Source organism: Clavibacter michiganensis (assembly GCF_002151125.1).
Classification (GTDB): domain Bacteria; phylum Actinomycetota; class Actinomycetes; order Actinomycetales; family Microbacteriaceae; genus Clavibacter; species Clavibacter michiganensis_C.
Genome location: NZ_MDJZ01000006.1, coordinates 43,876 through 66,883, shown reverse-complemented (window position 1 = coordinate 66,883; position 23,008 = coordinate 43,876). Strand labels below are relative to the sequence as shown.

Below are 23,008 nucleotides of genomic sequence, written 5' to 3'. Positions count from 1 at the left end.
TAGGAGGCGCGGATGGACGCTCCCGGCCGGGTGTCCGCGTGGGGCGCGGAACTTAAGGAGGACTTCAGATCCGCTGCCGAGCCTGGATCCACGACCGCCGGCGCACCCCGCGCCGCGGCGCACACGGAAGGACCACCATGGACGACACCATCACCGTCTTCGAGGAGCGGCCCGGGAACCGGACGCCCGGCGCGCCGAGGTCGGCCCCGCGGAAGCGCCGCGCGGGCATCGCCGTCGGCATCGCGGGCGCCTCGCTCGGTCTCGTCGCGCTGCTCTCGACGCCGGCCCTCGCCGACGGGAACGGCGGCGACACCAGCGGCCGGGCCGGATCCGGGAGCGGCACCTCCGCGACCTGCCCCGCCCCGCCCGCGCTGCCCGACGGCACGACGCCGCCGGCGCCCGCGACGCTGCCCGACGGATCCACGCCCCCTGCCCCGCCGACGGACGCGGACGGGACGCCGGCGACGCCCCCGACCCCGCCCACCCCGCCGACGGACGCGGACGGATCCGCGGCCACGGTGCCCGCGCCGCCGACGAACGCGGACGGCACGCCCGCGACGCCCCCGACTCCGCCGACGAACGCGGACGGGTCCACGCCGACGCCCCCGACTCCGCCGACGAACGCGGACGGGTCCACTGCCACGGTGCCGGCGCCTCCGACGAACGCGGACGGCACGCCCGCCACCCCGCCCGCGCCGCCCGCGGACGGCTGCGCACCGCCCGCCCCGCCCGTCGGCGCGGACGGCACGGCACCGACCCCGCCCGCCGGTCCCGCGGCCCCCGCCACGCCGCCCGGATCCTCCGAGGGCCAGACGTCCGGCGGCGCACCCGCCACGACGCCCGCGCCCGAGGCGACGTCCGGCAGCTAGACCGGATCCACCGCGCGGCCGGGACCCGCGACCACCGCGGGACCCGGCCTCGCGTCTGCCAGGCTGGCCGCGTGACCGCCTCCGTCCCCGCGCCCGTACCCCTCGTCGGCACCCACGTCCGGCTCGACCCGCTCACCCCCGAGCACCTCCCCGCCCTCCGCGCCGCGATCGCGCATCCGGCTGTCTTCGCGGGCGGCTTCGGCGGCGGACCGGCCGGCCTCCGCGCGGATCCGGCCGGGTTCGACGCCTGGGCGCGCGGGTACTTCCGCTGGGACGACCTCCCGACCGCCGTGATCCTCGTCGGCGGTCCCCACGACGGCGAGCTCGTCGGCACCACGAGCCTCACCGACCTCGACACGCGCCGCGAGCGCGCGCACCTCGGATGGACCGCGTACGACCCGCGCGTCTGGGGCACCGTCGTCAACGCCGAGGCCAAGCGCCTCCTCCTGGGCCTCGCGTTCGACGCGGGCTTCGGCCGCGTCAAGCTGCAGGCCGACGCCGGCAACGCGCGCTCGCGCGCCGCGATCCTCAAGCTCGGCGCGACGTTCGAGGGCGTCTGCCGCCGCGATCAGATGCGGGCCGACGGCAGCTGGCGCGACGCCGCGATCCACTCGATCCTCGCCGACGAGTGGCCCGCCGTCCGCGCCGGCCTCGACGCGCGCATCGCCGCCCACGAGGGCCGGCCCGTCCTGTTCCGCACGCCGCCCGCGAGCTGAGGCGGCCGCGACGGCGCGAGCTGACCCGGTACGCCGCCACCGGCAGCGGAGCGGCTACGCGGCGTCCGCCTCCGGCTCCGCCTGCGCGTCCTCATCCACCGCGAACGCGGCCGGGGCGGCGGAGACGTCGTCCGTGTCCTCGCCGGGACGGACGCTCGTGACGCGCAGCGAGTGCACGTGCAGCCGGGCGCCCTCCGGCCCTTCGGCCACGCGGATCACGCCGGGTCCGCGGCGCATCTGGACGTCGAGGACCAGCGTCCGGCGGGTCGCGCCCTCGATGAGCGGCGGATAGCGCACGGTGCGGGTCTGCGCGCGGTCGAGGGCGAAGCCGAGGGCCAGCGGGGCGGGCGCGCGGTGGTCGTAGGTGACGGCGACGGAGTGGGGGCCGTCGTGCTCGGCGACCACGGTGAAGTCGAGGAAGCTGCGGCTGCCGGGATCGGCGTCCGCGGGCGGAGGAGGTGCGCTGGCGTGGACGCGGCGGGCGTCGACGGCGGGGTAGCAGCGGACGTGGGGGATGGAGTGCCTCCGGGAGGTGCACATCGGTGTGACGGGACGCGGCGTCGGGACCGGCCGGGAAGCCGTGCCCGGTCCTGCGGAGCGGCGCGTCGGGCCTGGGGAGGCGGCGGCGCGTGCATCGTTGACCAGCTCGCGCACGTGACGTTCGGACGTCGGCGGCGCGTCGTGCGGCCCCGGCGATGCGGGGCGACGCGCTCACCATACGGCGTCCGGGTCCGCGGCGTGCGGGAAGCGCCCCCGTCCCCGCGCACCGCCTCGTGGGCTGCCCCGCGCGGCCGCGTCCGTCGTGCGGCGGTCGCGTCCCCCGTGCGGCGGACGCGACCGCGACGGCCTCCTCCCTACCGTGGAGGGGACGACGCGACGACGGGAGACGCACGATGCAGAGCAGGTGGGCGGCCATGGTGTTCGGCGACCGGGAGGATCCGCGCGCGCGGCTGCACGCGGTCTTCGGCGGGCCCGCCGCCACGAGCGGGCAGCCGCCCGTCGCCGCGCTGGAGTGGGCCGAGCGGACGCTCGTGGAGGCCGACCCGGCGCACGCGGCGGACGTCGTCGCGGCGACCCGGCTGCTGCGCCGGGCCAAGCGGCGGCTCACGCTGGGCCCGGCCGTGTTCCTCGCGAAGCACGCCCTCGCGCGCCGCCGCCCCGCGTGACGGCCCGCGGATCCCTCCACCACGTGGAGCTGCAGGTGCGCGACCTCGACCGGGCGCTCGCCTCGTGGGGCTGGATCCTCGGCGAGCTCGGCTACGCGGAGGACGCCCGCTGGGCCGACGGCCGGAGCCTGCGCCTCGGCGACGCGTACCTCGTGATCGCCCGGGCCCCGCGCGACACCCCGCACGACCGGCGCGGCGCCGGGCTCAGCCACCTCGCGTTCCACGCGGGATCCGCGGCCGACGTCGACCGACTCTGGGCCGAGGCGCCCGACCACGGCTGGACCCGCCTCTACGCGGACCGGCACCCGTTCGCCGGCGGGCCCGACCACCGCGCCGCGTTCCTCGAGGACGGCGAGCGGTTCAAGGTCGAGCTCGTCGCCGACGCCTGACGCCCGCGGACCCGCGACTCCCGCCGACGCCTGACCCACCCGCGGCGCCCCGGCCTGCGACTCGAGTCGCAACCCGGGTGCCGACTCCCGCGCCCTGTGCGGGAGCCGCCCAGCCGGGAGCGTTGCAGTCATGGACACGACACCCCGCTCCACCCCCGCATCCCCGACCCGCGGACGCCGCCGCCCCCGACGCCTCGCCGCGACCGTCGGCGCGCTCGCCCTCGCCCTCGCCATCCCGCTCGCCGCCGGCGCCGCCACCACGGCGACCCCCGCGGATCCGCCCCCGCCCGCCCCGCCGCAGCACCAGCCCGGCGGCCACGACCTCACCCAGGCCGACGTCGACACCTGGCTCGACGGCGTCCTCGGCTCCGCGCTGCAGACGACCGGGATCCCCGGCGCCGCCGTCTCCGTCGTCGCCGACGGCCAGGTGCTCACGTCCCGCGGCTACGGCCTCGCCGACACCGGCACCGAGGGCACGCCCGCCCGGCCGGTGGATCCCGACGAGACGCTCTTCCGCGTCGGCTCCGTGAGCAAGGTGGTCTCCGCCACCGCCGTCATGCAGCTCGTGGAGGAGGGCCGCCTCGACCTCGACGCCGACGTGCAGCAGTACCTCGACTTCGACCTCGACACCCCGAAGGGCGCCGTCACGCTGCGGCACCTGCTCACCCACACGTCCGGGTTCGAGGAGGTCATCACGGGCCTCATCGGTCAGCCCGGCTCGGAGCGCGACCTCGGCGACGTGATGCGCACGGATCCGCCCGAGCAGGTCTTCGTCCCCGGCACCACCCCCGCCTACTCCAACTACGGCGCGAGCCTCGCGGGCTACGTCGCCGAGCGCGTGGCAGGCGAGCCCTTCGTCGACCTCCTGCAGCAGGAGGTGCTCGGCCGCGCCGGGATGACCTCGTCGTCGTTCGCGCAGCCGCTGCCCGACGACCTCGCCGCGCGCCTCGCGAAGGGCTACCCCGACGACTCCCAGCCCTCCTACCCGGTCGAGGTCGTGAACGCGGCGCCCGCCGGCGCCCTCTCCGCCACGGCGACCGACATGGCGCGCTTCATGCTCGGCCACCTCGGCGACCTGCCCGAGGACCAGGCGCTGCTGGATCCCGCCACCCTCGACGAGATGCACCGCCCGGCCCTCGACGCCGACCAGCTCGGCACCCTCGCCGGCGGCCAGCGCATGGCCCTCGGCTTCTTCGACGACAGCACGCCCGGGATCCCCGCCTTCGGCCACGACGGCGACACCAACGTCTTCCACACCGCCATGCGCCTGTTCCCGGACAGCGACGCCGGCATCTTCGTGACCTTCAACGGCAACGGCCGCGACGCGGTCGACACCCTCGAGCTGCGCACGACCGTGCTGCAGGGCTTCGCCGACCGGTACCTGCGCGACGCGACGCCCGACGCCGCGACCGCCGCCCCCGCCGGCGACCCGGAGGCCGCGGCCGACCTCGCCGGCACGTGGATCTCCTCCCGCTCGCCCTTCTCCAACCCCGGCGCGCTCCTCTCGCTCAGCGGCCAGACCGCGATCGTCCCGCGCGCCGACGGCACCATCGCCGTCACCCCGAAGCCCCTCGGCGTCACGACGGGCGTGTACGAGAAGGCGGGCGACGACCTGTGGCGCGAGGTCGGCGGCGACGCCGTGCTCGCGACCCGCGCCTCCGCCGACGGCGGACCGGTCGACGCGATCTCCTGGGGCGGGTCCTTCACGATGCTGCGGGCGGAGCCCTGGCAGGTCGCGTCCACGGTGATGCCCCTGCTGCTCGCCGCCGTGGCCGTGCTGCTCGTGTCGGTGATCGCCTGGCCGGCGACCGCGCTCGCCGGCATCGGCCGCCGTCGGGCGGCACACGCCGAGGCCGCGGTCGCCACCGCACCGCGACCCCGCCGCAGCCGCGCCCACCTGCTGTCCCGCATCGGTCAGGCCGTCACCCTCGTGGCGCTCGTCGGCTGGTCCGTCGCGGCCGTGCAGGCGATCTCCTTCGTCGACGTCCCCGCCGCCACGCTCCGCACCCTGCAGGGGCTCCAGATCCTCGGCGTCCTCGCGGTGATCCCCGCCGCGCTCGCCGCGTGGCAGGCCGTGCGCACGCGCCGCGGCGCGTGGATCGTCGCCGGCCGGATCCTCGTGGTCCTCGCGCTGGTCGGGATCGCCGCCTTCGCGGTCGGTTTCCGGCTGCTCTCGCCGAGCGTGAGCTACTGATGCGCGACGCCCGGGGCGACGGCGGGGGCGGACCCGCCTGCCATGCTCGGAACGTGATCGACGCGACGCCCGCCCCCGCCGACCCGGGCGGAGCCGTCGCCGGCGGCGCCGCGCCCGCCGTGCCGCCCCGCCCCGAGGCCCGCACGGGCGTCGCGCTCGGCGGCCGGATCCGCCGGATCCTCGACCGCATGGGCGTCCGCACCGACGCCGGACGCGACGCGGCCGCCGCCGTCGCTTGGGCGCTCGTGACCGTGCTGCTCCTCGGCGTGCTCGCCACGCTGGTCTGGGCGGACGGCACCGCGCGCTCGATGTCGCCGACGCAGGGCGCGGTCATCGCGGTCCTCGCGATCCTCCAGTGCGCGCCGCTCGCGTTCCGCCGTCGGCACCCGCGGTCGACGCTCCTCGCGGTCTCGGTCCTCCAGGCCGCCCTGGTCGCGGTGCTCCCGCCCGAGTTCGGGTTCTGGGCCGCGGCCCCGGTCGTGGCCGCGTACACGGTCGGCGCCGTCCTGCCGTCGGCGTCCGCGGTCCGCGTCGTCGCCGCGGCCGTCGCCGTCGAGGCCGTCGGCGCCGTCCTGGCCGCCACCGGCGAGGTCCGCGCCCTGCTCGTGCCCGCGACCGTCGAGGTCCGCCTGGGCGTCGACACGGTGGTCTCGGCCTCCTCGATCCTCGTCAGCGGGATCCTCATCGCCGTCGCGAGCGCCGCCGTCGGCTCCTGGGTGGCCCTCCGCCGCCGGCACGACCGCGACTCGCTCGCCCGCGCGGCCGAGTCGCTCGAGCACCAGGCCGCCCTCACCCGTGCCGCGGTCTCCGCCGAGCGCACCCGGATGGCCCGCGAGCTGCACGACGTGGCCGCGCACCACCTGACGGCGCTCGTCGTGCAGGCGGGCGCCGCCGAGCGGCTGGTGGACCTCGATCCGGACCGCGCCAAGGACTCCCTCCGCGGCATCCGGGTGCAGGGCCGCGAGACCCTCGACGCGCTGCGCTCCATCGTCGGGATCCTGCGCCAGACCTCCGACGGCGAGGGCGGCGGCGAGGCGGGCACCGCGCCCGTGCCCGGCCTCGCCGACCTGCCGGGGCTGGTCGCGGCCGCGCGCCAGGCCGGCACCGAGGTCGAGGAGCGGACGTCGGGCGCGGCGCCGACGCTCGCGCCGCTCGCCGACGTGACCGCGTACCGCACGGTGCAGGAGTCGCTCGCGAACGCCCGGCGGCACGCGCCCGGATCCGCCGTGACGCTCACGACGGAGGCCGGTCCCGCGCGCATCGCGCTCACGGTCGAGAACGAGCTGCCCGCCGCCGCCCCGGGGACCGCGCCCGGCTACGGCCTCGTCGGGATGCGCGAGCGCGCCGCGCTCGTCGGCGGCCGCCTCGAGGCCGGCCCCACCGCCTCCGGCACCTGGCGCGTGCGCCTCGAGCTCCCGGTCGAGGCCGTGCCCGCGCCGAGGGACGACGCGTGATCCGCGTGGTGCTGGTCGACGACCAGTCCATCGTGCGCGCCGGCTTCCGCGTCGTGCTCGAGACGGCGGGCGGGATCGAGGTGGTCGGCGAGGCCGCGGGCGGGCGCGAGGCCGTGGACCTCGTCCGCCGCCTCGCGCCCGACGTGGTGGTCATGGACGTGCGCATGCCCGGCGGCGACGGCATCGAGGCGACCCGCGCGATCGCCCGGCCCGACGACGCGGTCGGCGACGCGGCCGGCGATCCCCGGACCCCCGCCGTCCTCGTCGCCACCACCTTCGACCTCGACGAGTACGTCTTCGGCGCGCTGGAGGCGGGCGCCCGCGGCTTCGTGCTCAAGGACGCGGAGCCCGAGGAGTTCATCCAGGCGGTGCGGGCGCTCGCCGAGGGCCGCGCCGCCCTCGACGGGGTGACCACGCGACGCGTGATGGCGGAGTTCACCCGACGCCGAGCCGCGTCCGCTGTGCACCCCGGCGCCGACGTGCTCACCCCGCGCGAGCAGGACATCGTGCGGCTCCTCGGCGACGGCCTCTCCAACGACGAGATCGCCGGCCGGCTCGTGATCGAGACGAGCACCGTGAAGTCGCACCTCACGCGGATCATGACGAAGCTCGGCACCCGCGACCGCCTGCAGACCGTCGTGTGGGGCTACCGCTCCGGCCTCCTGCCCTGAGCGGATCCACGTCGACGCGACGCGCCCGGGACGCCGCTCGCGCCGCCTGCCGCGTTCGCCCGCGGTCCACCGGCCGTGCCGCGAACGTGCACGCGCCGCGTCGGCCGCTCCCAGCTCCGACGTGGTCTGATGGATCCATGGAACCCATCTACACCGCTATCGCGCACGCCTCCGGCGGAGGACGCGACGGACACGTCCGCAGCGAGGACGACCAGATCGACTTCGACACCCGTCCCCCCAAGGAGATGGGCGGCTCGGGCGAGGGCACGAACCCCGAGCAGCTCTTCGCCGCCGGGTACAGCGCCTGCTTCCTCGGCGCCACCCACCTCGTCGGCAAGAACGCCGGCGTCGACACGAAGGACGCGGGCGTCTCCGCCAGCGTCTCCATCGGCGACAACGGCGAGGGCGGCTTCGGCCTCGCGGTCGAGCTCGACGTCTACCTCCCCAACGTGGCGCCCGAGCGCCGCCAGGAGATCGCGGACGCGGCCCACCAGGTCTGCCCGTACTCCAACGCCACGCGCGGCAACATCGACGTGAAGGTCACCATCGTCGACTGATCTGCACCGCACGAGACGCGAGGCGGGCGCCCCCGATGGGGACGCCCGCCTCCGTCGTCCGGCGGCCGATCGGTAGGGTCGAGCCATGCCTGAGAACACCGGCCCCGCAGGGGCGCCCCTCGACGACGACGCCCGTGCCGCCCTCGAGGAGCTGGGGGACATCCGCGGCAGCATCGACAACATCGACGCCGCCCTCGTGCACCTGCTCGCCGAGCGCTTCAAGTTCACGCAGTCGGTCGGCCGGCTCAAGGCCGCGCACGGCCTGCCCGCGGCGGATCCCGAGCGCGAGCGCCGCCAGATCCTCCGCCTCCGCGCGCTCGCCGAGGAGTCGCGGCTCGACCCGGCCTTCGCAGAGAAGTTCCTGAACTTCATCGTCGCGGAGGTCATCCACCACCACACGCAGATCGCCGACGCGCAGGACGTGGACACGAGCGCCGTCGCGCCCGAGGACGGCGGCCCGGCGGCCTGACGCCGCCGGGCGCTCCCGCCCGCTGCGTGCCTCAGGCCGCCGCGTGCCTCAGGCTTCCGGGTACGTCTCCCGCAGCACGCGCTCCAGCAGCGCAGCCACCGCGCCCGGGCCCGACGCCGACGCTGCCGCCTCGACGCCGGCGTTGTAGTTCGTGTTCGTGTTCACGTCGTAGGTCACGAGCCTGCCGTCGGCGGTCTCGATGAACTCGATGCCGGCCACCTCGATCCCGAGCCCGGCCAGGAACGCGACGTAGCGCTCGACGAGCGGGTGCTCCGCCGTGATGTCCTCCCGCAGCGAGAAGATCGTGTCGCCCGGCTGCTGCGCGATGGTCGCGCCGGGCGGCATCACGAGGGCGCCGGTGGCGGGATCGATCGCGCAGGCGTCCGCGGGGCACAGCTGGTAGCCGCCGCGGGCGGTGTCGGCCTGGATCGCGTAGACGAACTCGCCGCCGACGATCTCCACGCGCGTCACCCGCGGCGTCGCCGCCTCCAGGAACTCCTGCAGCAGCGTGATCCCGTCCTGCGGCTCCTCGAAGTCCGGCCCCTCCACGTAGGCGGCCAGCTCCTCGACGCTGTCGAACCTGCGGACGCCGAGGCCCTTGCCGCCCTGGTTGTGCTTGGTGATGAACGGGGTCGGGAGGCCCTGCGCCGCCTCGACGATGCGGTGGCTGCCGATCACGGCGCGCGTCCGCGGCACCTCGATCCCGGCGGCCCGCAGGGCGGTGAGCTGGTCGACCTTGCTCACCTCGAGCTCGATGGTGCGGCGGCCGTTGACCGTGCGGCGGCCGTGCGCCTCCAGCCACGACATGAGGGCGCGCGTGTAGTCCTTGGAGAGCGCGTGGTCGCGCGTGTGCGCCGAGGCGCTGATCCTCGACCAGAAGATCCCCTCGGGCGGCGCCTCGTCGATCTCGAGGACGCCGTCGGTGAGGAGCCACTCCTCGTAGGGGACCCCGCGGGCGTCGAGGGCGGCGGCGAACGGGCCGAACCACTCGGGGTTCTCGTGGATGGCGTAGACCTTCGGTGCGGTGCTCATCCCCCCAGGCTACGAGGCACGCCGCCCCCGCCCGGACGCGTGACGGACGGCGTCGGCCCAGCCGGCGGCGTCAGCTCGACCGGCGGCGTCAGCTCAACCGCACGAGCGCCTGCACGGGCAGGTGGTCGCTCATCATGCGGCCGCGCCAGGCGAAGTCGTTGACCGCGGCGGCGCGGACGTCCACCCGGTCGCTCACGAGGATCCAGTCGATGCGCGGGTCGCCGACGACGGGCGCGCGGTAGTCGGGGAACGTGCCGAACGCCGGCGTCGCCTGCCGCGCGCTGTCGAGCCACGAGTCGCGGAGGCCGGCCCGGCGGGTCAGCGCGTCGTAGGGGAACGAGTCGACGGGCGCGTTGAAGTCGCCCATGAGCACGAGCGGCAGCCCGGCGAAGCGCGTGCGCACGAGCTCGGCGATGGCCTCGGCGGCGCGGTCGCGGGCCTCGGCGACGTCGTGGTCGAGGTGCGTGTCGAGCACCACGAGCGGGTGGCCGGTGGCCTCGTCCTGGAAGCGGGCCCAGGTGAGGATCCGCGGCATGGGGTTGCCCCACGTCATGCTGCCGATCACGTCCGGGGTGTCGGAGAGCCACATCACGTCGTGCTCGAGGAGCGTCAGCCGGGACGCCTGGTAGAAGATCGCGCCGTGCTCTCCGTGGCTGCCGCCCTCGCGGCCCTGCCCGACCATGCGGTACGAGGGCGGCAGCGCCTTCTCGATGGCCTGGATCTGCGGCCACAGCGCCTCCTGCACGCCGAGCACCGTGGGCCGCTCCTGCTGCAGGAAGCGCGTGAGCACCTCCTGGCGCTCGGGCCAGTGGTCGGCCTCGCCCTCCCGGGTGCCGTGCCAGGGCATGCGCACGTTGAGGGAGATCAGGTGGATGTCGTCGCCGGTCGTCGGGCCGATCGCGGTGGTCATGACGACCATTCAACCCCGTGCGGCTGACCGACCGGCCGCGTGGCCTCGATCGGGTGCGACCGGGGCGTCAGCAGCCGGGCGTCGCGAGCGCCTTGACGAAGGCGCCGGTCTGGTACGTGTACTGCGAGACCCACTGGCGGAGGTCGAAGTCCACCGGGTCCTCGACCACCATGAGGTCGCCCTCGAAGCAGCGGTCGAAGATCAGCTGCGTGCGGGTGACGTGCGGGGTCCAGGTGATGACGATGGCGCTCGTCCAGCCGTTCTCCTCCGACTTGTCGCGGAGGTAGCGCGCCTCGCCCTGCGTCGTGAACGGCGACGGGGTGTCGCACGTGACGGCGTAGGGGAACTCGCCGTTGCAGGCCGCGAGCTCCGCGGCCGACTGCGGGCCGGTGGTCGGCACCGAGAACACGACCGTGTTGGAGTAGCCCTCGTCGACGAGCTTCGCCGCGAGGTCGCGGCGGGTGGGGTTCGGCGGGCCGATGACGTAGATCACGTCGGCCTTGTCTGGCTGGCTGGCCGGCGGGAACACGAAGAGCGGGATCCCGGCGAGGAGCCACGCGAGCAGGAGCACGAGGAGCGCCAGGAGGGTGCGGACGATCCAGCGACGGACGCGTCCGGACCGGCGTGCGGGTGTGGTGATGGTGCTGGGTGTCAACGTGTGCTCTCGGCCTGGAGGATCCGCGGGGGCGCGGCGTGCGGGCGTGCGGGGGCGGATGCGTCCCCCGGCGGCTCGTCGAGCCTAGGGCGGACCGATGGCGGCTGCCATGCCCCCATCCGGGGCGGGCGGCGCGGCGGCGTCGGATCGGCGGATCAGCCGCCCGTCGAGCAGGGGACCTGCGTGATCTCGGACTCCAGCGGCCGCACGAGCGGCGTGTTCCGCACCTCGAGGGGCCCCTGGTCGTCGGACGTCGGCATGGTGAAGGTCACGTCGACGGTCTTGGTGTCCTGGGGCGCGAGCTCGGTGCGGATGCGGATCATGCCGCGCCCCATGTCGGTGCCGCGCGCCTCCTCCGTGGTGAGGTCGGCGTCGGTCTCCCAGCCCGTGACGGTGGATCCGACGGGGCCGTACACGAGGAGGTCGTCGAACTGGCGGCCCTTGGCCTGGCCGTCGAGGCCCGTGACGTAGCGCGGCAGGCTCGTGGCGGCGTCGAGCGGGGCGATGCTCGTCATGTCGACCGAGACCGTGTACGTGGTGGTGTCGCCGCAGGTCTCGGCCTGGACGCGGGATCCGGAGCGCAGGTAGTAGCTCATCTTGGATCCGGAGCCGATGTCGTTGAAGAACAGGCCGATTGCGGTCGCGTCCGAGTTGTCGTCCGGCAGCGCGCCGCTCAGCGGCCCGTCCTCGATGAGCGCCTGCTCCTCGGGCACCGTGCTCCACATGAGGAGGCGGCGCTCGTCGATGGCGCGGTCGATCGCCGTGACCAGCGGGACGACGGGCGGGGTGTCGGTGACGAGCTTCGCGAAGATCGTGCTGGCCGCGCTCGCGAAGTAGCGGTCCTGCGCGAGGTAGTCGGGGTACTGGCTGTAGACCGCGCCGAGGAGCGTGGGCACCGCGTTCTCCGCGTCCAGCACGTCGCCCGTGGCCAGCGTGATGGGGCCGGTCGCCTCGAGCAGGTAGCTGAGGGCGATGGGGTCGAACGACAGCACGCCGTCGACCCGGTCGCCGATGTAGCGCTCCCAGTACGACTTGGCGAGGGCACCGGAGGTGGGGAAGTCGGGGAACATCGTGATGTTCTGCTCGAACCGGTCCGAGCGCGGCTCGACGAGGCGCACGGTCTCGTCGGGCACGTCGCCCTGGCGGACGTTGCGGGGGAAGTCGTTGCTGGAGGCCTGCTCGGCGATGCGCACGCTGCCGTCCTCGACGGTCAGCAGCACGAGCGCGGCCGGGTTGCCGCCGGTGGAGCGCACCTCCGCGTTGTTCTGGAACATCAGCAGGTAGTTCCGCGCGCCCTCGGCCCCGAGGAGGTCGGGCAGCACGCCCGTCACCTCGCGGAACGTGCTCGCGGTCTCCTCGGTGCTCGTGAGCGTGTCGTCCATGAGCTCGACGTCGTCGGCGACCTGCGCCCAGAGGCTGTCGCGGTCGACGGTGTCGAGCTCGGCGCGGGCGCCGGCGAGGCCGTCGCTCGCGGTGTCGACCGTCTGGCCGAGGGAGCGGATCCCGTCGAGGTCGATGCGGCCGAGCACGGGCGTGAACGCCGAGAGCGAGACCTCGGTGGCGGGCGTGACGACGTCGGTGGCGAGCCGGTCGCTGGTGGCGGCCAGCACGCGGGCCGCGTGGAGGTTCGGGCCGACGAACGGGATCCACTCGTACGCGGCGAGCACGCCGTCGTCGGCGGCCTCCGCGGCCTTCGCGGTGTGGTCGCGGAGCTCGGCGGCGCCGGCCTTCGCGGTGTCGACGTCGCCCGCGAGGAGCGCCGTCTGCACCTGGTCGGAGAGCGGCAGCGCCTCGCGCAGCTCGCCCTGGACCGTGTCGACGCGGGGCAGGATCAGCGCGGCCGAGACCGCGGTGCCGATCAGGAGGACGCCGAGGACGCCGACGGGGATCCAGAGGCGCTTGCGCTTCCAGACGGGTCGCCGGGTGCGGGACGCGTCGCGGTCCGCGCGGTCGTCGCGACGGCTGCGGCCGCCGTCCGAGCCGTCGGCCGGGGGCAGGATGTCGTCGATGCCGCTCACCGGTCGCGCGTCCCGGTCACGGCCGGGCGGCCGGCCGGGAAGGCGCGGCCGTTCCCGACCGCCGGGCGGGCGTCGTCCGCGGAGGCGGATCCGCCGACGGCGCCGAGGCCGGCGGCACCCGCTCCGATGAGCGCCTGCTCGCGCACGGCGGCGGTCGCGGTCTCGTCGGGCAGGGGCTCGGGCGCGCTGAGCGGGCCGGTGACCTGCTTGCGGGTGGAGGCGATCCAGAAGAACACCACGAGGATCACGAGCGAGGCGATGCTCGTTGACATGCCCTGGTACGCGTCGCCGCGGATGAGGGAGAAGAGGTACGGCGTGACGACGACCGCGATGGCGGCGCCGAGGAGCCCGCGGCGGCGCATCCGGGCCCGGATGAACAGGCTCGCGACGAGGCCGAGGAGCGCGCCGACGGCGACGACCCCGGGGATGCCGAAGTTGGCGAACGCCTCGCCGATGGCCGACAGGCTCGTCTCGACGCGGTTGACGCCGTAGAACCGGGGCACGTACGTGGACGTGAACCACGTGTTGCCGCCGCCGAACGGCTTGTCCTCCCAGAGCCCGCGGGGGACGAACCAGGCAGGCACGGCCGCGTAGGTGGCGCCCCACTGGTAGACGAAGTCGGGAAGCGACGCGACCTCGTTGAGGCGGATCAGCACGTCGAACGGGCGGGTCTCGATGCCGCTGGTGAGGCGGTCGAGGAGCACGCCCAGCGGGTCCTGCGTGAGGCGGTCGAGCGAGCGGCCGTTGTCGAAGGTGGACTCGCGGATGACGATCGAGTAGACCATCGCGACCACGGCCGTGACGCCGCCGATGAGGGCGATGCTGCGGAAGCGGAACGGCTTCGGGCCGATCTGCTTGAGGATCAGGAACGGCAGGAACACGCCGATGATGAGCGGGCCGCGGCCGCCGGCGGAACCGGCGCAGATCACGAGCACCACGACGGCGACCAGGTTGACCCAGTTCCAGCCCTCGAGGCCCTTCTGCCGACGCGCGAGCACGTTGTAGACGATGGCGATCTGCACGGGGATGTAGGACAGGCCGATGAACGACTTGCCGGAGAGGAAGTCGCTCCGGTTGGCGAGGCCCGTCGTGTAGGCCTGGATCCCGCCGGACGAGACCACCAGGTACACGAGGAGGCCGAGCGCCACGACGGCGGAGATCACCACGAGCGCCTGCGACACCGACGTGTTGAACACGCGCTGCCAGCGCACCTGGGTGTCGGGGTCGACGACGGCGGGTCCGCCGGCGATGGCGTTGCGCTCGAGGGCCTCGGCGTCCTCGCCGCCCATGCTGATGCGCTTCGCCTCGCGGGCGACGGAGTAGTAGTAGACGACGAAGAACGCCGAGAAGAAGATCAGCGCCTCGATGAGCGCCGAGCTCGCGGCGAGCTGCAGCGTGGGGGAGAAGAAGCGCGTGTCGGCGATGGCGCCGGGGCTCGTCTCCATGCTGTTGGCGACCGTGAGCGGGCGCAGCACGAACAGGAGGAGGCCGGTGGCGGCGACGATGCCGCCGGGGGTCAGCGGATCCCCGTTGGAGACCGTCTCCTTGACGAGCACGCCCACCAGCAGGATCGCGAGCACCGCGATCATGAACGGGTAGGAGAGCTCGTTGCCGAGGAGCGCGACGCCGCCGAGCGCGGCGAGGATCGTGAGGACCACGGCGGCCGCGAAGACCGCCGGGGTCGCTAGGCGGTACGTCGGACCCATGAAGTCATCTCCTCGAATGCCGCGTCCAGGCGGGCGGTGGCGGCGACGAGCGCCGCGGCGGTGGTGGATGCGGCGCCGGCGTCGGCCGGTGCCGCGATGGCGGTGCGGACCGCCCGGTCGAACGCGGGCTCCGTGCGGGTGCCGAACTCGGTGGTGAACGCCCCGACCTTGGTGGCTCCGCCGACGGCGAGCACGGGCGTCGACAGCATCGTACCGAGGTACATGGCGTGCATGCGAGAGGCGACGACGACCTCGCGGTCGGCCATGATCCCCGCCGCGCGACGCCAGCCGTGGTCGCCGGGCTCGGTCGTGAGCCGGTCGCGGACCTCGGGGGCGAGGGCGCCGGCGTCGGAGTCGTCGCCCTGGTCCATCGAGACGAAGACGACCTCGCCGAAGCGCTCCTCGAGGGCCTGCACGTGCGCGAGGGTGACCTGCGGGGAGTGCTTCGCGTTGAGCGCGACGACGGCGCCGCGGCGACGGTCCGCCGGGGCGGCCAGCTCGGCGAGCTCGGGGGCGGCGAAGAGGCTGACGTCGGCGGCGACCTCGACCGGCGCCTTCGAGTAGCCGGCCGCGCGGCCGGCGGAGTCGGGGTCGCGGGTCCAGACGCGGGCGGCGTCGAGGCCGCTGCGGAGGGCGAGGCGGGCGCGGCGGCGCGTGACGGGATCCGCGCCCACGCCGAACACGGCGAGCGGGGTGCGGCTGGTGCGGGCGATGAGCCCGGTGACGGCCATGAGGCGGGGGAGGCCCGCGAAGGGGCGGGTCGGCTGGTCGTCGGCGAGCAGCGTGCCGCCGCCGACGACGACCGCGTCGACCTGGCGCACGAGGTCGGCGAGCGCGCGGACGCCGGAGACGCGGGCGCGCTGCTCGGTGGAGTCGAGGCGCCCGGCCTGGCCGAAGTCGGCGATCACGGTCTCGTGCCCGGCCCGGCGGAGGCGCTCGGAGAGCGCGTCGGTGAGGAAGGCGTCCCCGAGGTTCTGCGGGTGGCCGGACGCGAGGGTGCGGTCGGCGGAGACGATGAGGGTCCTCATGCGTCCTCCTTCCTGCGGTTGCGGATGAGGAGCGCGGCGATGGCGGCGCTCAGGACGAGCTCGCTGGCGAGCGTGACGCCGGCGAGGAGGGCGGGACCGGCGGTGAGGCAGGCGATGAGCGTGAGGACCACGGCGACGACGCCCGTGACGATGGTCGCGGTGAGCCGCACGCGGACGAGGCCGGAGCCCATCGCGTAGGCCATGAGCGCGTAGTTGCCGAACTTGGGGGCGACGGAGAGCAGGATCACGAGGAAGACGACCTGGTCGAACGCGTCGCCGCCGAAGACCTGCTCGACGGGCTCGCGGATCAGGGCGATGATCCCGGCGAGCACGAGGCCGCCGAGCGCGAACCGCCACCAGTAGGCGCGCGCGGGGCGGCCGGCGGCGCGGATGCGGGGGATCAGCTGCTGCGAGAGCGTGGCCGGCAGCACCTCGAGCGGCTGCACGATGCGGTAGGCGAGGGCGAGCGGCACGACCGCGGCGACCCCGAGGATCGCCGTGCCGAGCACGAGCGGCGCCTGCGAGTAGAGGGCGCTGAGCGATCCCGAGAGGCCGAACTCGAGGATCTGCGGGAAGACGCGCACCGGCTCGTCGCTCGTCGTCGCGAGGCCGCGACGGACGGCGATCCAGGTGCCGGCGGTCACGACGAGCGACACGACCGGGAAGGCCAGCAGCACGAGGAGCTCGGGCGCGACGACGGCGATCGCGAGCGGCACGGCCTTGAGGACCACGAGCGCGAGGTCGGGGAAGGCGTAGGAGGCGTCGCGGCGGCCGACGAGCAGGGGCGCGCGGATCGTGCGGGTGAGCGAGTCGAGCACCTGGCTGACGCCGAGCGCGACGAGCAGCAGCAGGGCCTCGCCGGGGATCGACGCCGCCGCGGCGACCGTCAGCACGATCGCGATGGCGGCGCCCAGCGAGCCGAGCCCCGCGTGGAACGCGACGGCACGCGCGTGCACCCCGCGCGTCAGGCGCGTGCGCGGCAGCGACAGCAGGAAGTTGGCGGCACCCGAGTCGGTGATGATCGCGAACGAGCTGAGCAGGGCGAACCCCGTGACGAGGGCGGCCTGCGCCGACCCGTCCGACAGCTGCGTGAGCACGACGAGCAGCACCAGCTGGAGCACGCGCGTGAGCCCTGCGGCTCCCGTGGGGAGCAGCAGCCCGAGACGACGGATCATCGCGTCCCGATGCTCTGGTAGGCGTCGTGGACGGTCTGCGCGGAGGTGCGCCAGTCGAAGCGGCGCATGACGGCGCGGCGGATGCGCGCGGCCTCCTCCTCGTCGAGCGGCGCCGCGGCGGCCAGCCGGGCGAGCGCGCCGGTGATGGCGGACGTGTCGGCCGGGGAGAAGTACGTGGCGTCGTCCTCGCAGATCCAGTGGAAGACGGGGATGTCGGACACGGCGAGGCGCGCGCCCGCGACCATCGCCTCGACGAGCGGCAGGCCGAAGCCCTCCGCGAGGCTCGGGAACACGACGCCGCGGGACGCCGCGTAGAGCACGGCGAGCTCGTCGTCGGTCACGTAGCCGGCCAGCTTGATGTCGTCGGACTCGGCCATGTCGACGTCGCCGAACACGGCGCTCTTCGCGCCCACGAGCACGAGCGGCGCCTGGGCGCGGGTCTCGGCGGGCAGCGCGAGGTAGGCCTCGGTGAGGCGCTGGAGGTTCTTGCGGGGATCCATGCTGCCGACCGCGAGCAGGTACCCGCCGTCGGTCACGCCGAACTTGGCGAGCACGCGGGCGCGCTCCTCGGCGCCGCGCGGCTCGCCGAACACGGGGCTCGGCGCGTTGGGCGCGACCACGACCGGCGCGCTGGACAGGCCGAGCTCGCGCACCTGCTCGGCGACGGGCTCGCTCACGGTGACGATCACGCGCGCGTCGCGCAGGTTCGCCTTCAGCAGCGGCACGTGGGTCACGACGTACTCGCGGCTGTACCACTCGGGGTTCGTGAGCACGAAGAGGTCGTGGACGACCACGATGTGCCGGCGGTGCACGAGCGGCGCGCGGCTCGTGAGCGACAGCAGCACGTCCTGGCGCGTGATCCACGGCAGGGTCGTCTGCACCCAGAGCCAGCTGCGGGCGCCGGAGGACGCGATGCCCGCGGACGGCGTGGCGCGCGTGACGCCCTGCTTGCCCTCGAGCGCGCGGGCGATCTCCGTCGCGTAGCGCTGCTGGCCGGTGACCCGCTGCCCCGCGTAGGCCTCGTTGACGACGAGCCGGCGCATCAGGCGGCCGCCCCGTCGAGGCGGGATCCGTCGTGGCGGACCCAGGAGGCGATGCGGCGCTCGAACACGGCCGCGTCGAAGTCGGCGGAGCGGCGGACGCTCGCGGCGGGATCGAGCGCCGCGGCGCGCGCGACGGCGTCGGCGAGGCCGGCGCCCTCCCAGTCGTGCACGTGCACCCCGGTGACGCCGTCGACGACGCTCTCGGTGGCGCCGCCCACGTCGCTCACGAGCACGCGCGCGCCGGCGGCCATCGCCTCGACGGGCATGATCCCGAAGTCCTCGACGGCCGGGAACACGTACGCGAGGGAGCGCTGGTACAGCGTGTAGAGCAGGGCGTCCGAGGGGCGCGGCACGATCGTGACGGGCACGCGCGCGGCGTCGGCCTGCGCCTGCAGCTCCTCGGCGAGCGGGCCGGATCCGGCGAGCACGACGGGCACGTCGGCCGCCTCGCCCGCGCGGATCACGAGGTCGAGGCGCTTGTACGGCACGAAGCGGCTGGCGCCGAGGAGGAAGCGGTCGGGCAGCGAGGCGGCGAGGGCCGCGTCGGATCCGGTGAGCTCGCCCTCCCACGACGCGGTGTCGCGGATCGCGGTCGCGTCGACGGGCGGGTGGATGACCTGCGCGTCGACGTCCCACGCGGTGCGGATGCGGTCGCGCACGAAGGCGCTGTTCGCGGCGACCTCGGCGCGCGAGGCCTGCGCGCGGCGACGGTCGAGGGCGCGCAGCGGGGGAGCGGCGGCCTTCACGAGCGGGTTCGCGCCGCGTCGGTCGAGGTCGGGCGTCCAGAGGTAGCGCGCCGGGCTGTGCACGTAGACGTGGCGGCGGGTGCCGTGGCCCCCGTGGCCGAGGTGGTGGGCGAACAGGTGCGAGCTCGCGAGGGTCCACTCGTAGGCGTCGAGGTCGACCGAGCTCCAGGTGAGCGGCATGAAGGGCAGCGCCAGCGGCTTCTTCCGGCGGAGCGGCGTGCGGGCGATCCAGCTCTCCCGCACCGGGCGGTCGCCGAAGCGGCCCGGGTCGTCGTTCCAGAGCGTGAAGAGGTCGGCGTCGGGGAAGGCGTGCGCGAAGGCGTCGAACACCTTCTCGGATCCGCCGGACTTCTCGATCCACTCCTGGACCACCAGCCCCGCCATCAGACGGCCCCGTCCGCGCCGAAGACGGCCTTGAACGTGCGCGCGAGGATGATGATGTCACCCGTGAGCGACCAGTTCTCCACGTAGTAGAGGTCGAGGCGGATGGCGTCCTCCCATGAGAGCGAGGAGCGGCCGGAGACCTGCCAGAGGCCGGACATGCCGGGCTTGATGAGCAGGCGGCGGCGCGCGGCGCTGTCGTACAGGGCCACCTCGCCCTCGCGCTGCGGGCGCGGGCCGATGAGGCTCATGGATCCGAGCAGCACGTTGAGGAACTGCGGCAGCTCGTCCAGCGAGTACCGCCGGAGCACCGCGCCGACCTTGGTGATGCGCGGGTCGTCCGTGACCTTGAACAGCGGGGTGTCTGCGGTGCCCTGCTGCTCCAGCAGCGCGAACAGCTCGGCGTCGGCGTTCATGCGCATCGAGCGGAACTTGAGCATGTGGAACGGCTCGCCGTTCAGGCCGATGCGCTCCTGCTTGTAGAAGACGTCGCCCTTGCTCGTGGACTTGATGAGGATCGCGAGGACCAGGAACACGGGGCTCAGCACGATGAGCGTGATCCCCGAGACCACGATGTCGAACAGGCGCTTGGAGAGCAGCTTCCGCCCCTCGAAGCGCGGGGTCTCCACGTGGATGAGCGGCAGGCCGGCGACCGGTCGGGTGTGGATGCGCGGGCCCCCGATGTCGGTGAGGCCGGGCGCCATGACGAGGTGGTGGCGGCCGGGCTCGAGCGCCCAGCTGAGCTCGCGGATCCGCTCGGGCGGCAGCTGGTCGCTCGAGGTGAGCACGAGGGTGTCGGCGCCGAGGCGCTCCAGCTCCGCCAGCGCGTCGTCGGCGTTCCCGACCACGGGCACGTCGAGGCCCGGCAGGCGCGAGGGCCGCGCGTCTCCCGTGAGGCACGCGCCCACCACGCGGTAGCCGGCCTTGGGGGGCGCGGGCCAGCGTGGTGGCGGTGTGGGTGGTGCTCTCGAGGGATCCGACCAGGAGGATCAGCGAGGAGAACTCGCCGCGGCGGCGCTGGGCCGAGAGCCACACGCGCCAGAGCGCGCGGGAGAGCAGCAGCAGCACGAGGCCGAGCGGCAGGCCCGTGATGATGTAGCCGCGCGCCAGGTCGATCTTCACGAGGAACGCGACGATCGCGATGATCCCGAACAGCCGCAGCGTCGCGTCGGCGACCTGCTTGTACTCCGCGGTGCCGGTGCCGACGATGCGGTAGTCGCGCGTGCTGTACACGCTGAGCACGAAGAGCCACGAGAGGATCAGCACGACCGAGACCATCGTGTAGGTCACGGCGACGCCGCGCGCGTTGCCGCCGAGGTCGACCGTGCCGGCCGTCGTGCCGAACCACAGGAACTGCACGCCGAAGGTCGTGAGGACGATGACGATCGCGTCGCTCATCGCCAGGCGCCGGGCGTAGACGACCCGCCAGCGCGAGCCTTCCTGGGCCTCGTCCGTGCGTCGTGTCTGTTGCGTGTCCACTGGTCCCCCGGGCAGGCGGCTCCGTTCGGGAGCCTGTGGTGTCTGATGGAGCGGCGTGCGCTCCCGAATGCGGTGGCGGGCGGGCGGTCAGCCCCGTAGGCGGGGCGCGTCGGTGCGGGTCACGGCCCGCACCGACTCGAGGATGGACTCGATGGCGCCGCCGGCCTGCTCGCCCGAGGCGTCGTAGGTGGCCTGGGAGCGGCGGTACGGGTCGACCACGTCGTAGTCGTCCTCCTGGGCGGGCGGCAGGGTCACTCCCCGCTGCGCCGCGACGAGCGGGATGAGCGCACGCAGCTGCTCCGGCACGTCGCCGTCGCACGCGATGTGCTTCTCGTCCCCGGTGACCTCGACGAGGTGCTCGAAGAGCGCGGCGAACTCGCGGATCGTGAAGGTGAAGCGGTTGGCGCGGGGCACCGCGCGCACGACGGCGCTGCGGTGCTCGCGCGCCATGGTCAGCACCAGGTCGACGCCCTGGATGATGCCGGGCGTCAGGAAGCGCGCCTGGTGCTCGCTCGGGTCCCCGCCGTAGCGGACCGAGAGCTCCGCCGCCTGCTCGGGCATGCGCTGGCCCTCGGCCGCGATCGTGCCGGCGCTCGAGAAGCGCACGACCGAGTCGGCCTCGGCGGCGTGGCCGCCGAAGATCGCCCGCACGCGGGCCCGGAGGACCTGCTCGGCGAGCGCGGATCGGCAGATGTTGCCCGAGCAGACGAACAGGACGCGGAACGAGCCGTCGTCGACGCCCTCGGTGGATGCGTCGCCGAGGGCCGCGCGTGCGGCCCTGCGGCTCGTGGGGGGGAGTTCCGACATGGAGGGGAGCTACGCCTTGATCTTCTCGATGGGCGCCTTGGTCTTCTGGCCGTCCTCGTCCTCCGTGTACCCGTACCCGTAGCCGTAGTGGCCGTAGCCGTACGCGTCCGGGCCCTTGGTGGGGAGCATGGTGATCACGAGGCCGAGCACGTCCGCGCCCACGTTGGTGAGGTTGGCGATGGCGCTCTTCAGCTGGGTGCGGTGCGTGCGGCCCGCGGCGACGACGACGATCGCGCCGCCGGCGTTCTTGGACAGGATCGCCGCGTCGGTGACGGGCAGCAGCGGCGGGGCGTCGATGAGCACCACGTCGTAGCGCGCCTCGAGGTCCTGCAGCAGTCGCGCCATGCCCTGCGAGCCGAGCAGCTCGGACGGGTTCGGCGGGATCTGGCCGGCGGGGAGGATCGAGAGCATGCCCGAGCCCCAGGGCTGGATGACGTCCTCGATCTCGGCGCGGCCGATGAGGATGTCGGTGAGGCCCACGGCGCCTTCGAGGCCCATGTAGGACGCGAGGCGCGGACGGCGGAGGTCGGCGTCGATGAGGACGACCTTGATGCCGGAGTCGGCCAGCGCCAGCGCGAGGTTCGAGCTGGTGGTCGACTTGCCCTCGCCCTGGATGGAGGAGGTGATGACGAAGCTGCGCGAGCGGCCGCCGAACTCCAGGAACTGGAGGTTCGTGCGGAGGCTGCGGAAGGACTCGGCGCGGGGGCTCCGCGGGTCGTCCTGGACGATGAGCGGGCGCTCGGTGGCCTTCGGGTCGTACGCGATGCCGCCGAGGATGGGCTTCGTCGTGACGAGCTCGACGTCGCGCTCCCCGCGGATGCGGTTGTCGAGCGTCTCGCGGAGGAAGCTGACGCCGACGCCGATGAGGAGGCCGATGATCGCGCCGACGATGATGTTGACGGGCAGGTTCGGCGACGACGGCGACTCGGGGATCTCCGCCTCCTCGAGCTGCGTGATCTGCACCTGCGGGGTGCCCTCGATCGTCTCGGGCACGAGGTTGCCGACGACCGTGGTGAGGCTGGCGCCGATGGCGTCGGCGAGGGTCGCGGCGTCCTGGCGGTTCTGGTCCTTGACCGTGATGTCGATGATCGTCGTGTCGAGCGGCGCGGAGGCCGTGACCGACTCGGCGAGCTCGCGCGACGTGATGTCGAGGCCGAACTCGTCGATGACGGGCTGGAGCACGGCGCGGGTCGTGACGACGTCCGCGTAGCTCTTCACCGCCTGGGTGATGAAGTTGTTGCCCTGCTGCAGGTCGGAGACGCTGCCCGAGCTGCTCTGGGCGACGTACATCTTGGTCGACGCCTCGTACTCGGGGGTCTGGAGGAGGGAGAAGGCCGCTGCGGCGCCCACCCCGACCAGGAGCGTCAGGATGATGAGCACCGCGCCCCTACGCAGCATCCGAATGAAGTCACGGAGCGCCATAACTTAGAACCCTTCCCCAAAAGCACACAGGCGCGGAGTGTCCGCATACGTGGGATATCCACAGCCTCGGCTGTCTATCATCACACAGCTCACGAGCGGCGCCAGCAGCCCGGAACGCCCC

General features: G+C 74.3%; 21 protein-coding genes and 1 pseudogene. 9 read left to right on the top strand and 13 right to left on the bottom strand.

Going from position 1 to position 23,008, the window contains the following annotated elements; genetic code table 11:
* Nucleotides 1-137: 137 nt before the first annotated feature.
* On the top strand, nt 138-869 hold the full coding sequence (locus BFL37_RS05115) for a hypothetical protein (RefSeq protein ID WP_086514077.1): 732 nt from the start codon (nt 138-140) through the stop codon (nt 867-869).
* A gap of 71 nt (nt 870-940) precedes the next feature.
* A complete protein-coding gene (locus BFL37_RS05110; RefSeq protein WP_086514076.1) occupies nt 941-1,585 on the top strand; it encodes a GNAT family N-acetyltransferase in 645 nt (214 codons plus the stop codon).
* A gap of 54 nt (nt 1,586-1,639) precedes the next feature.
* Here the strand turns inward: BFL37_RS05110 and BFL37_RS05105 are convergent, their stop codons facing one another.
* Nucleotides 1,640-2,125, bottom strand: a complete 486-nt coding sequence (locus tag BFL37_RS05105; protein ID WP_086514075.1) for a hypothetical protein — start codon at nt 2,123-2,125, stop codon at nt 1,640-1,642.
* A gap of 353 nt (nt 2,126-2,478) precedes the next feature.
* On the opposite strand from BFL37_RS05105, the gene BFL37_RS05100 reads away from it, so the two are divergent.
* The 7 genes from BFL37_RS05100 (at nt 2,479) to BFL37_RS05070 (ending at nt 8,485) form a co-directional block, all read left to right on the top strand.
* A complete protein-coding gene (locus tag BFL37_RS05100; RefSeq protein ID WP_143331583.1) occupies nt 2,479-2,751 on the top strand; it encodes a hypothetical protein in 273 nt (90 codons plus the stop codon).
* Nucleotides 2,748-3,140 carry a VOC family protein gene (locus tag BFL37_RS05095; RefSeq protein ID WP_086514073.1) on the top strand — a complete coding sequence of 131 codons (393 nt, stop codon included), beginning with the start codon at nt 2,748-2,750 and terminating at the stop codon, nt 3,138-3,140. Before BFL37_RS05100 ends, BFL37_RS05095 begins: the two co-directional genes overlap by 4 nt.
* Nucleotides 3,141-3,270: 130 nt before the next feature.
* The gene (locus BFL37_RS05090; protein ID WP_086514072.1) at nt 3,271-5,334 is read left to right on the top strand and encodes a serine hydrolase domain-containing protein; all 2,064 of its coding nucleotides are present in this window, start codon (nt 3,271-3,273) and stop codon (nt 5,332-5,334) included.
* 53 nt (nt 5,335-5,387) lie between these two features.
* Nucleotides 5,388-6,788: a sensor histidine kinase gene (locus BFL37_RS05085; protein ID WP_241533870.1), complete on the top strand. Its 1,401-nt coding sequence runs from the start codon at nt 5,388-5,390 to the stop codon at nt 6,786-6,788.
* Nucleotides 6,785-7,459 (top strand): response regulator transcription factor, encoded by a 675-nt coding sequence (locus BFL37_RS05080; RefSeq protein ID WP_086514071.1) that lies wholly within the window; start codon nt 6,785-6,787, stop codon nt 7,457-7,459. Before BFL37_RS05085 ends, BFL37_RS05080 begins: the two co-directional genes overlap by 4 nt.
* Before the next feature lie 137 nt (nt 7,460-7,596).
* Nucleotides 7,597-8,016 (top strand): organic hydroperoxide resistance protein, encoded by a 420-nt coding sequence (locus tag BFL37_RS05075; RefSeq protein WP_086514070.1) that lies wholly within the window; start codon nt 7,597-7,599, stop codon nt 8,014-8,016.
* A gap of 85 nt (nt 8,017-8,101) precedes the next feature.
* Nucleotides 8,102-8,485 carry a chorismate mutase gene (locus BFL37_RS05070; RefSeq protein WP_086514069.1) on the top strand — a complete coding sequence of 128 codons (384 nt, stop codon included), beginning with the start codon at nt 8,102-8,104 and terminating at the stop codon, nt 8,483-8,485.
* Between the two features lie 48 nt (nt 8,486-8,533).
* Here BFL37_RS05070 and BFL37_RS05065 read toward each other — a convergent pair whose 3' ends face one another.
* The 12 genes and pseudogenes from BFL37_RS05065 to BFL37_RS05010 form a co-directional block, all read right to left on the bottom strand.
* Nucleotides 8,534-9,517, bottom strand: coding sequence for an ATP-grasp domain-containing protein (locus BFL37_RS05065; RefSeq protein WP_086514068.1), 984 nt, complete (start codon nt 9,515-9,517; stop codon nt 8,534-8,536).
* Nucleotides 9,518-9,605: 88 nt separating this feature from the next.
* Nucleotides 9,606-10,427, bottom strand: a complete 822-nt coding sequence (locus tag BFL37_RS05060; RefSeq protein ID WP_241533869.1) for an endonuclease/exonuclease/phosphatase family protein — start codon at nt 10,425-10,427, stop codon at nt 9,606-9,608.
* 67 nt (nt 10,428-10,494) lie between these two features.
* Nucleotides 10,495-11,082 (bottom strand): YdcF family protein, encoded by a 588-nt coding sequence (locus tag BFL37_RS05055; RefSeq protein WP_086514066.1) that lies wholly within the window; start codon nt 11,080-11,082, stop codon nt 10,495-10,497.
* 155 nt (nt 11,083-11,237) lie between these two features.
* Nucleotides 11,238-13,100, bottom strand: coding sequence for a DUF4012 domain-containing protein (locus BFL37_RS05050; RefSeq protein ID WP_086514065.1), 1,863 nt, complete (start codon nt 13,098-13,100; stop codon nt 11,238-11,240).
* Entirely contained in the window at nt 13,097-14,806 is a 1,710-nt protein-coding gene (locus tag BFL37_RS05045) for an O-antigen polymerase (RefSeq protein WP_086514064.1), read from the bottom strand. Before BFL37_RS05045 ends, BFL37_RS05050 begins: the two co-directional genes overlap by 4 nt.
* A complete protein-coding gene (locus BFL37_RS05040) occupies nt 14,785-15,834 on the bottom strand; it encodes a polysaccharide pyruvyl transferase family protein (protein WP_086514063.1) in 1,050 nt (349 codons plus the stop codon). Before BFL37_RS05040 ends, BFL37_RS05045 begins: the two co-directional genes overlap by 22 nt.
* A complete protein-coding gene (locus BFL37_RS05035) occupies nt 15,831-17,009 on the bottom strand; it encodes a polysaccharide transporter (protein ID WP_086514062.1) in 1,179 nt (392 codons plus the stop codon). The genes BFL37_RS05040 and BFL37_RS05035 overlap by 4 nt, the downstream gene beginning before the upstream one ends.
* Nucleotides 17,006-18,052 carry a glycosyltransferase family 4 protein gene (locus tag BFL37_RS05030; protein WP_241533868.1) on the bottom strand — a complete coding sequence of 349 codons (1,047 nt, stop codon included), beginning with the start codon at nt 18,050-18,052 and terminating at the stop codon, nt 17,006-17,008. Before BFL37_RS05030 ends, BFL37_RS05035 begins: the two co-directional genes overlap by 4 nt.
* On the bottom strand, nt 18,052-19,182 hold the full coding sequence (locus BFL37_RS05025) for a glycosyltransferase (RefSeq protein ID WP_086514061.1): 1,131 nt from the start codon (nt 19,180-19,182) through the stop codon (nt 18,052-18,054). The genes BFL37_RS05030 and BFL37_RS05025 overlap by 1 nt, the downstream gene beginning before the upstream one ends.
* Nucleotides 19,182-20,658 (bottom strand): annotated as a pseudogene (locus BFL37_RS14870) (sugar transferase). Before BFL37_RS14870 ends, BFL37_RS05025 begins: the two are co-directional and overlap by 1 nt.
* Before the next feature lie 87 nt (nt 20,659-20,745).
* Complete coding sequence (locus BFL37_RS05015) at nt 20,746-21,465, bottom strand: low molecular weight phosphatase family protein (RefSeq protein WP_086514060.1); 720 nt, start codon at nt 21,463-21,465, stop codon at nt 20,746-20,748.
* A 9-nt stretch (nt 21,466-21,474) separates the two neighbouring features.
* Entirely contained in the window at nt 21,475-22,887 is a 1,413-nt protein-coding gene (locus tag BFL37_RS05010) for a polysaccharide biosynthesis tyrosine autokinase (RefSeq protein WP_086514059.1), read from the bottom strand.
* Between the last annotated feature and the right edge of the window lie 121 nt (nt 22,888-23,008).

Excerpts from the sequence above, each read along its gene's own strand:
- BFL37_RS05015 (WP_086514060.1), bottom strand. The coding sequence starts at position 21,465 with ATGTCGGAACTCCCCCCCACGAGCCGCAGGGCCGCACGCGCGGCCCTC.
- BFL37_RS05045 (WP_086514064.1), bottom strand. The coding sequence starts at position 14,806 with ATGGGTCCGACGTACCGCCTAGCGACCCCGGCGGTCTTCGCGGCCGCC.
- BFL37_RS05030 (WP_241533868.1), bottom strand. The coding sequence starts at position 18,052 with ATGCGCCGGCTCGTCGTCAACGAGGCCTACGCGGGGCAGCGGGTCACC.
- BFL37_RS05075 (WP_086514070.1), top strand. The coding sequence starts at position 7,597 with ATGGAACCCATCTACACCGCTATCGCGCACGCCTCCGGCGGAGGACGC.
- BFL37_RS05035 (WP_086514062.1), bottom strand. The coding sequence starts at position 17,009 with ATGATCCGTCGTCTCGGGCTGCTGCTCCCCACGGGAGCCGCAGGGCTC.
- BFL37_RS05025 (WP_086514061.1), bottom strand. The coding sequence starts at position 19,182 with ATGGCGGGGCTGGTGGTCCAGGAGTGGATCGAGAAGTCCGGCGGATCC.
- BFL37_RS05090 (WP_086514072.1), top strand. The coding sequence starts at position 3,271 with ATGGACACGACACCCCGCTCCACCCCCGCATCCCCGACCCGCGGACGC.
- BFL37_RS05010 (WP_086514059.1), bottom strand. The coding sequence starts at position 22,887 with ATGGCGCTCCGTGACTTCATTCGGATGCTGCGTAGGGGCGCGGTGCTC.
- BFL37_RS05040 (WP_086514063.1), bottom strand. The coding sequence starts at position 15,834 with ATGAGGACCCTCATCGTCTCCGCCGACCGCACCCTCGCGTCCGGCCAC.
- BFL37_RS05070 (WP_086514069.1), top strand. The coding sequence starts at position 8,102 with ATGCCTGAGAACACCGGCCCCGCAGGGGCGCCCCTCGACGACGACGCC.
- BFL37_RS05060 (WP_241533869.1), bottom strand. The coding sequence starts at position 10,427 with ATGACCACCGCGATCGGCCCGACGACCGGCGACGACATCCACCTGATC.
- BFL37_RS05100 (WP_143331583.1), top strand. The coding sequence starts at position 2,479 with ATGCAGAGCAGGTGGGCGGCCATGGTGTTCGGCGACCGGGAGGATCCG.
- BFL37_RS05115 (WP_086514077.1), top strand. The coding sequence starts at position 138 with ATGGACGACACCATCACCGTCTTCGAGGAGCGGCCCGGGAACCGGACG.
- BFL37_RS05105 (WP_086514075.1), bottom strand. The coding sequence starts at position 2,125 with ATGTGCACCTCCCGGAGGCACTCCATCCCCCACGTCCGCTGCTACCCC.
- BFL37_RS05065 (WP_086514068.1), bottom strand. The coding sequence starts at position 9,517 with ATGAGCACCGCACCGAAGGTCTACGCCATCCACGAGAACCCCGAGTGG.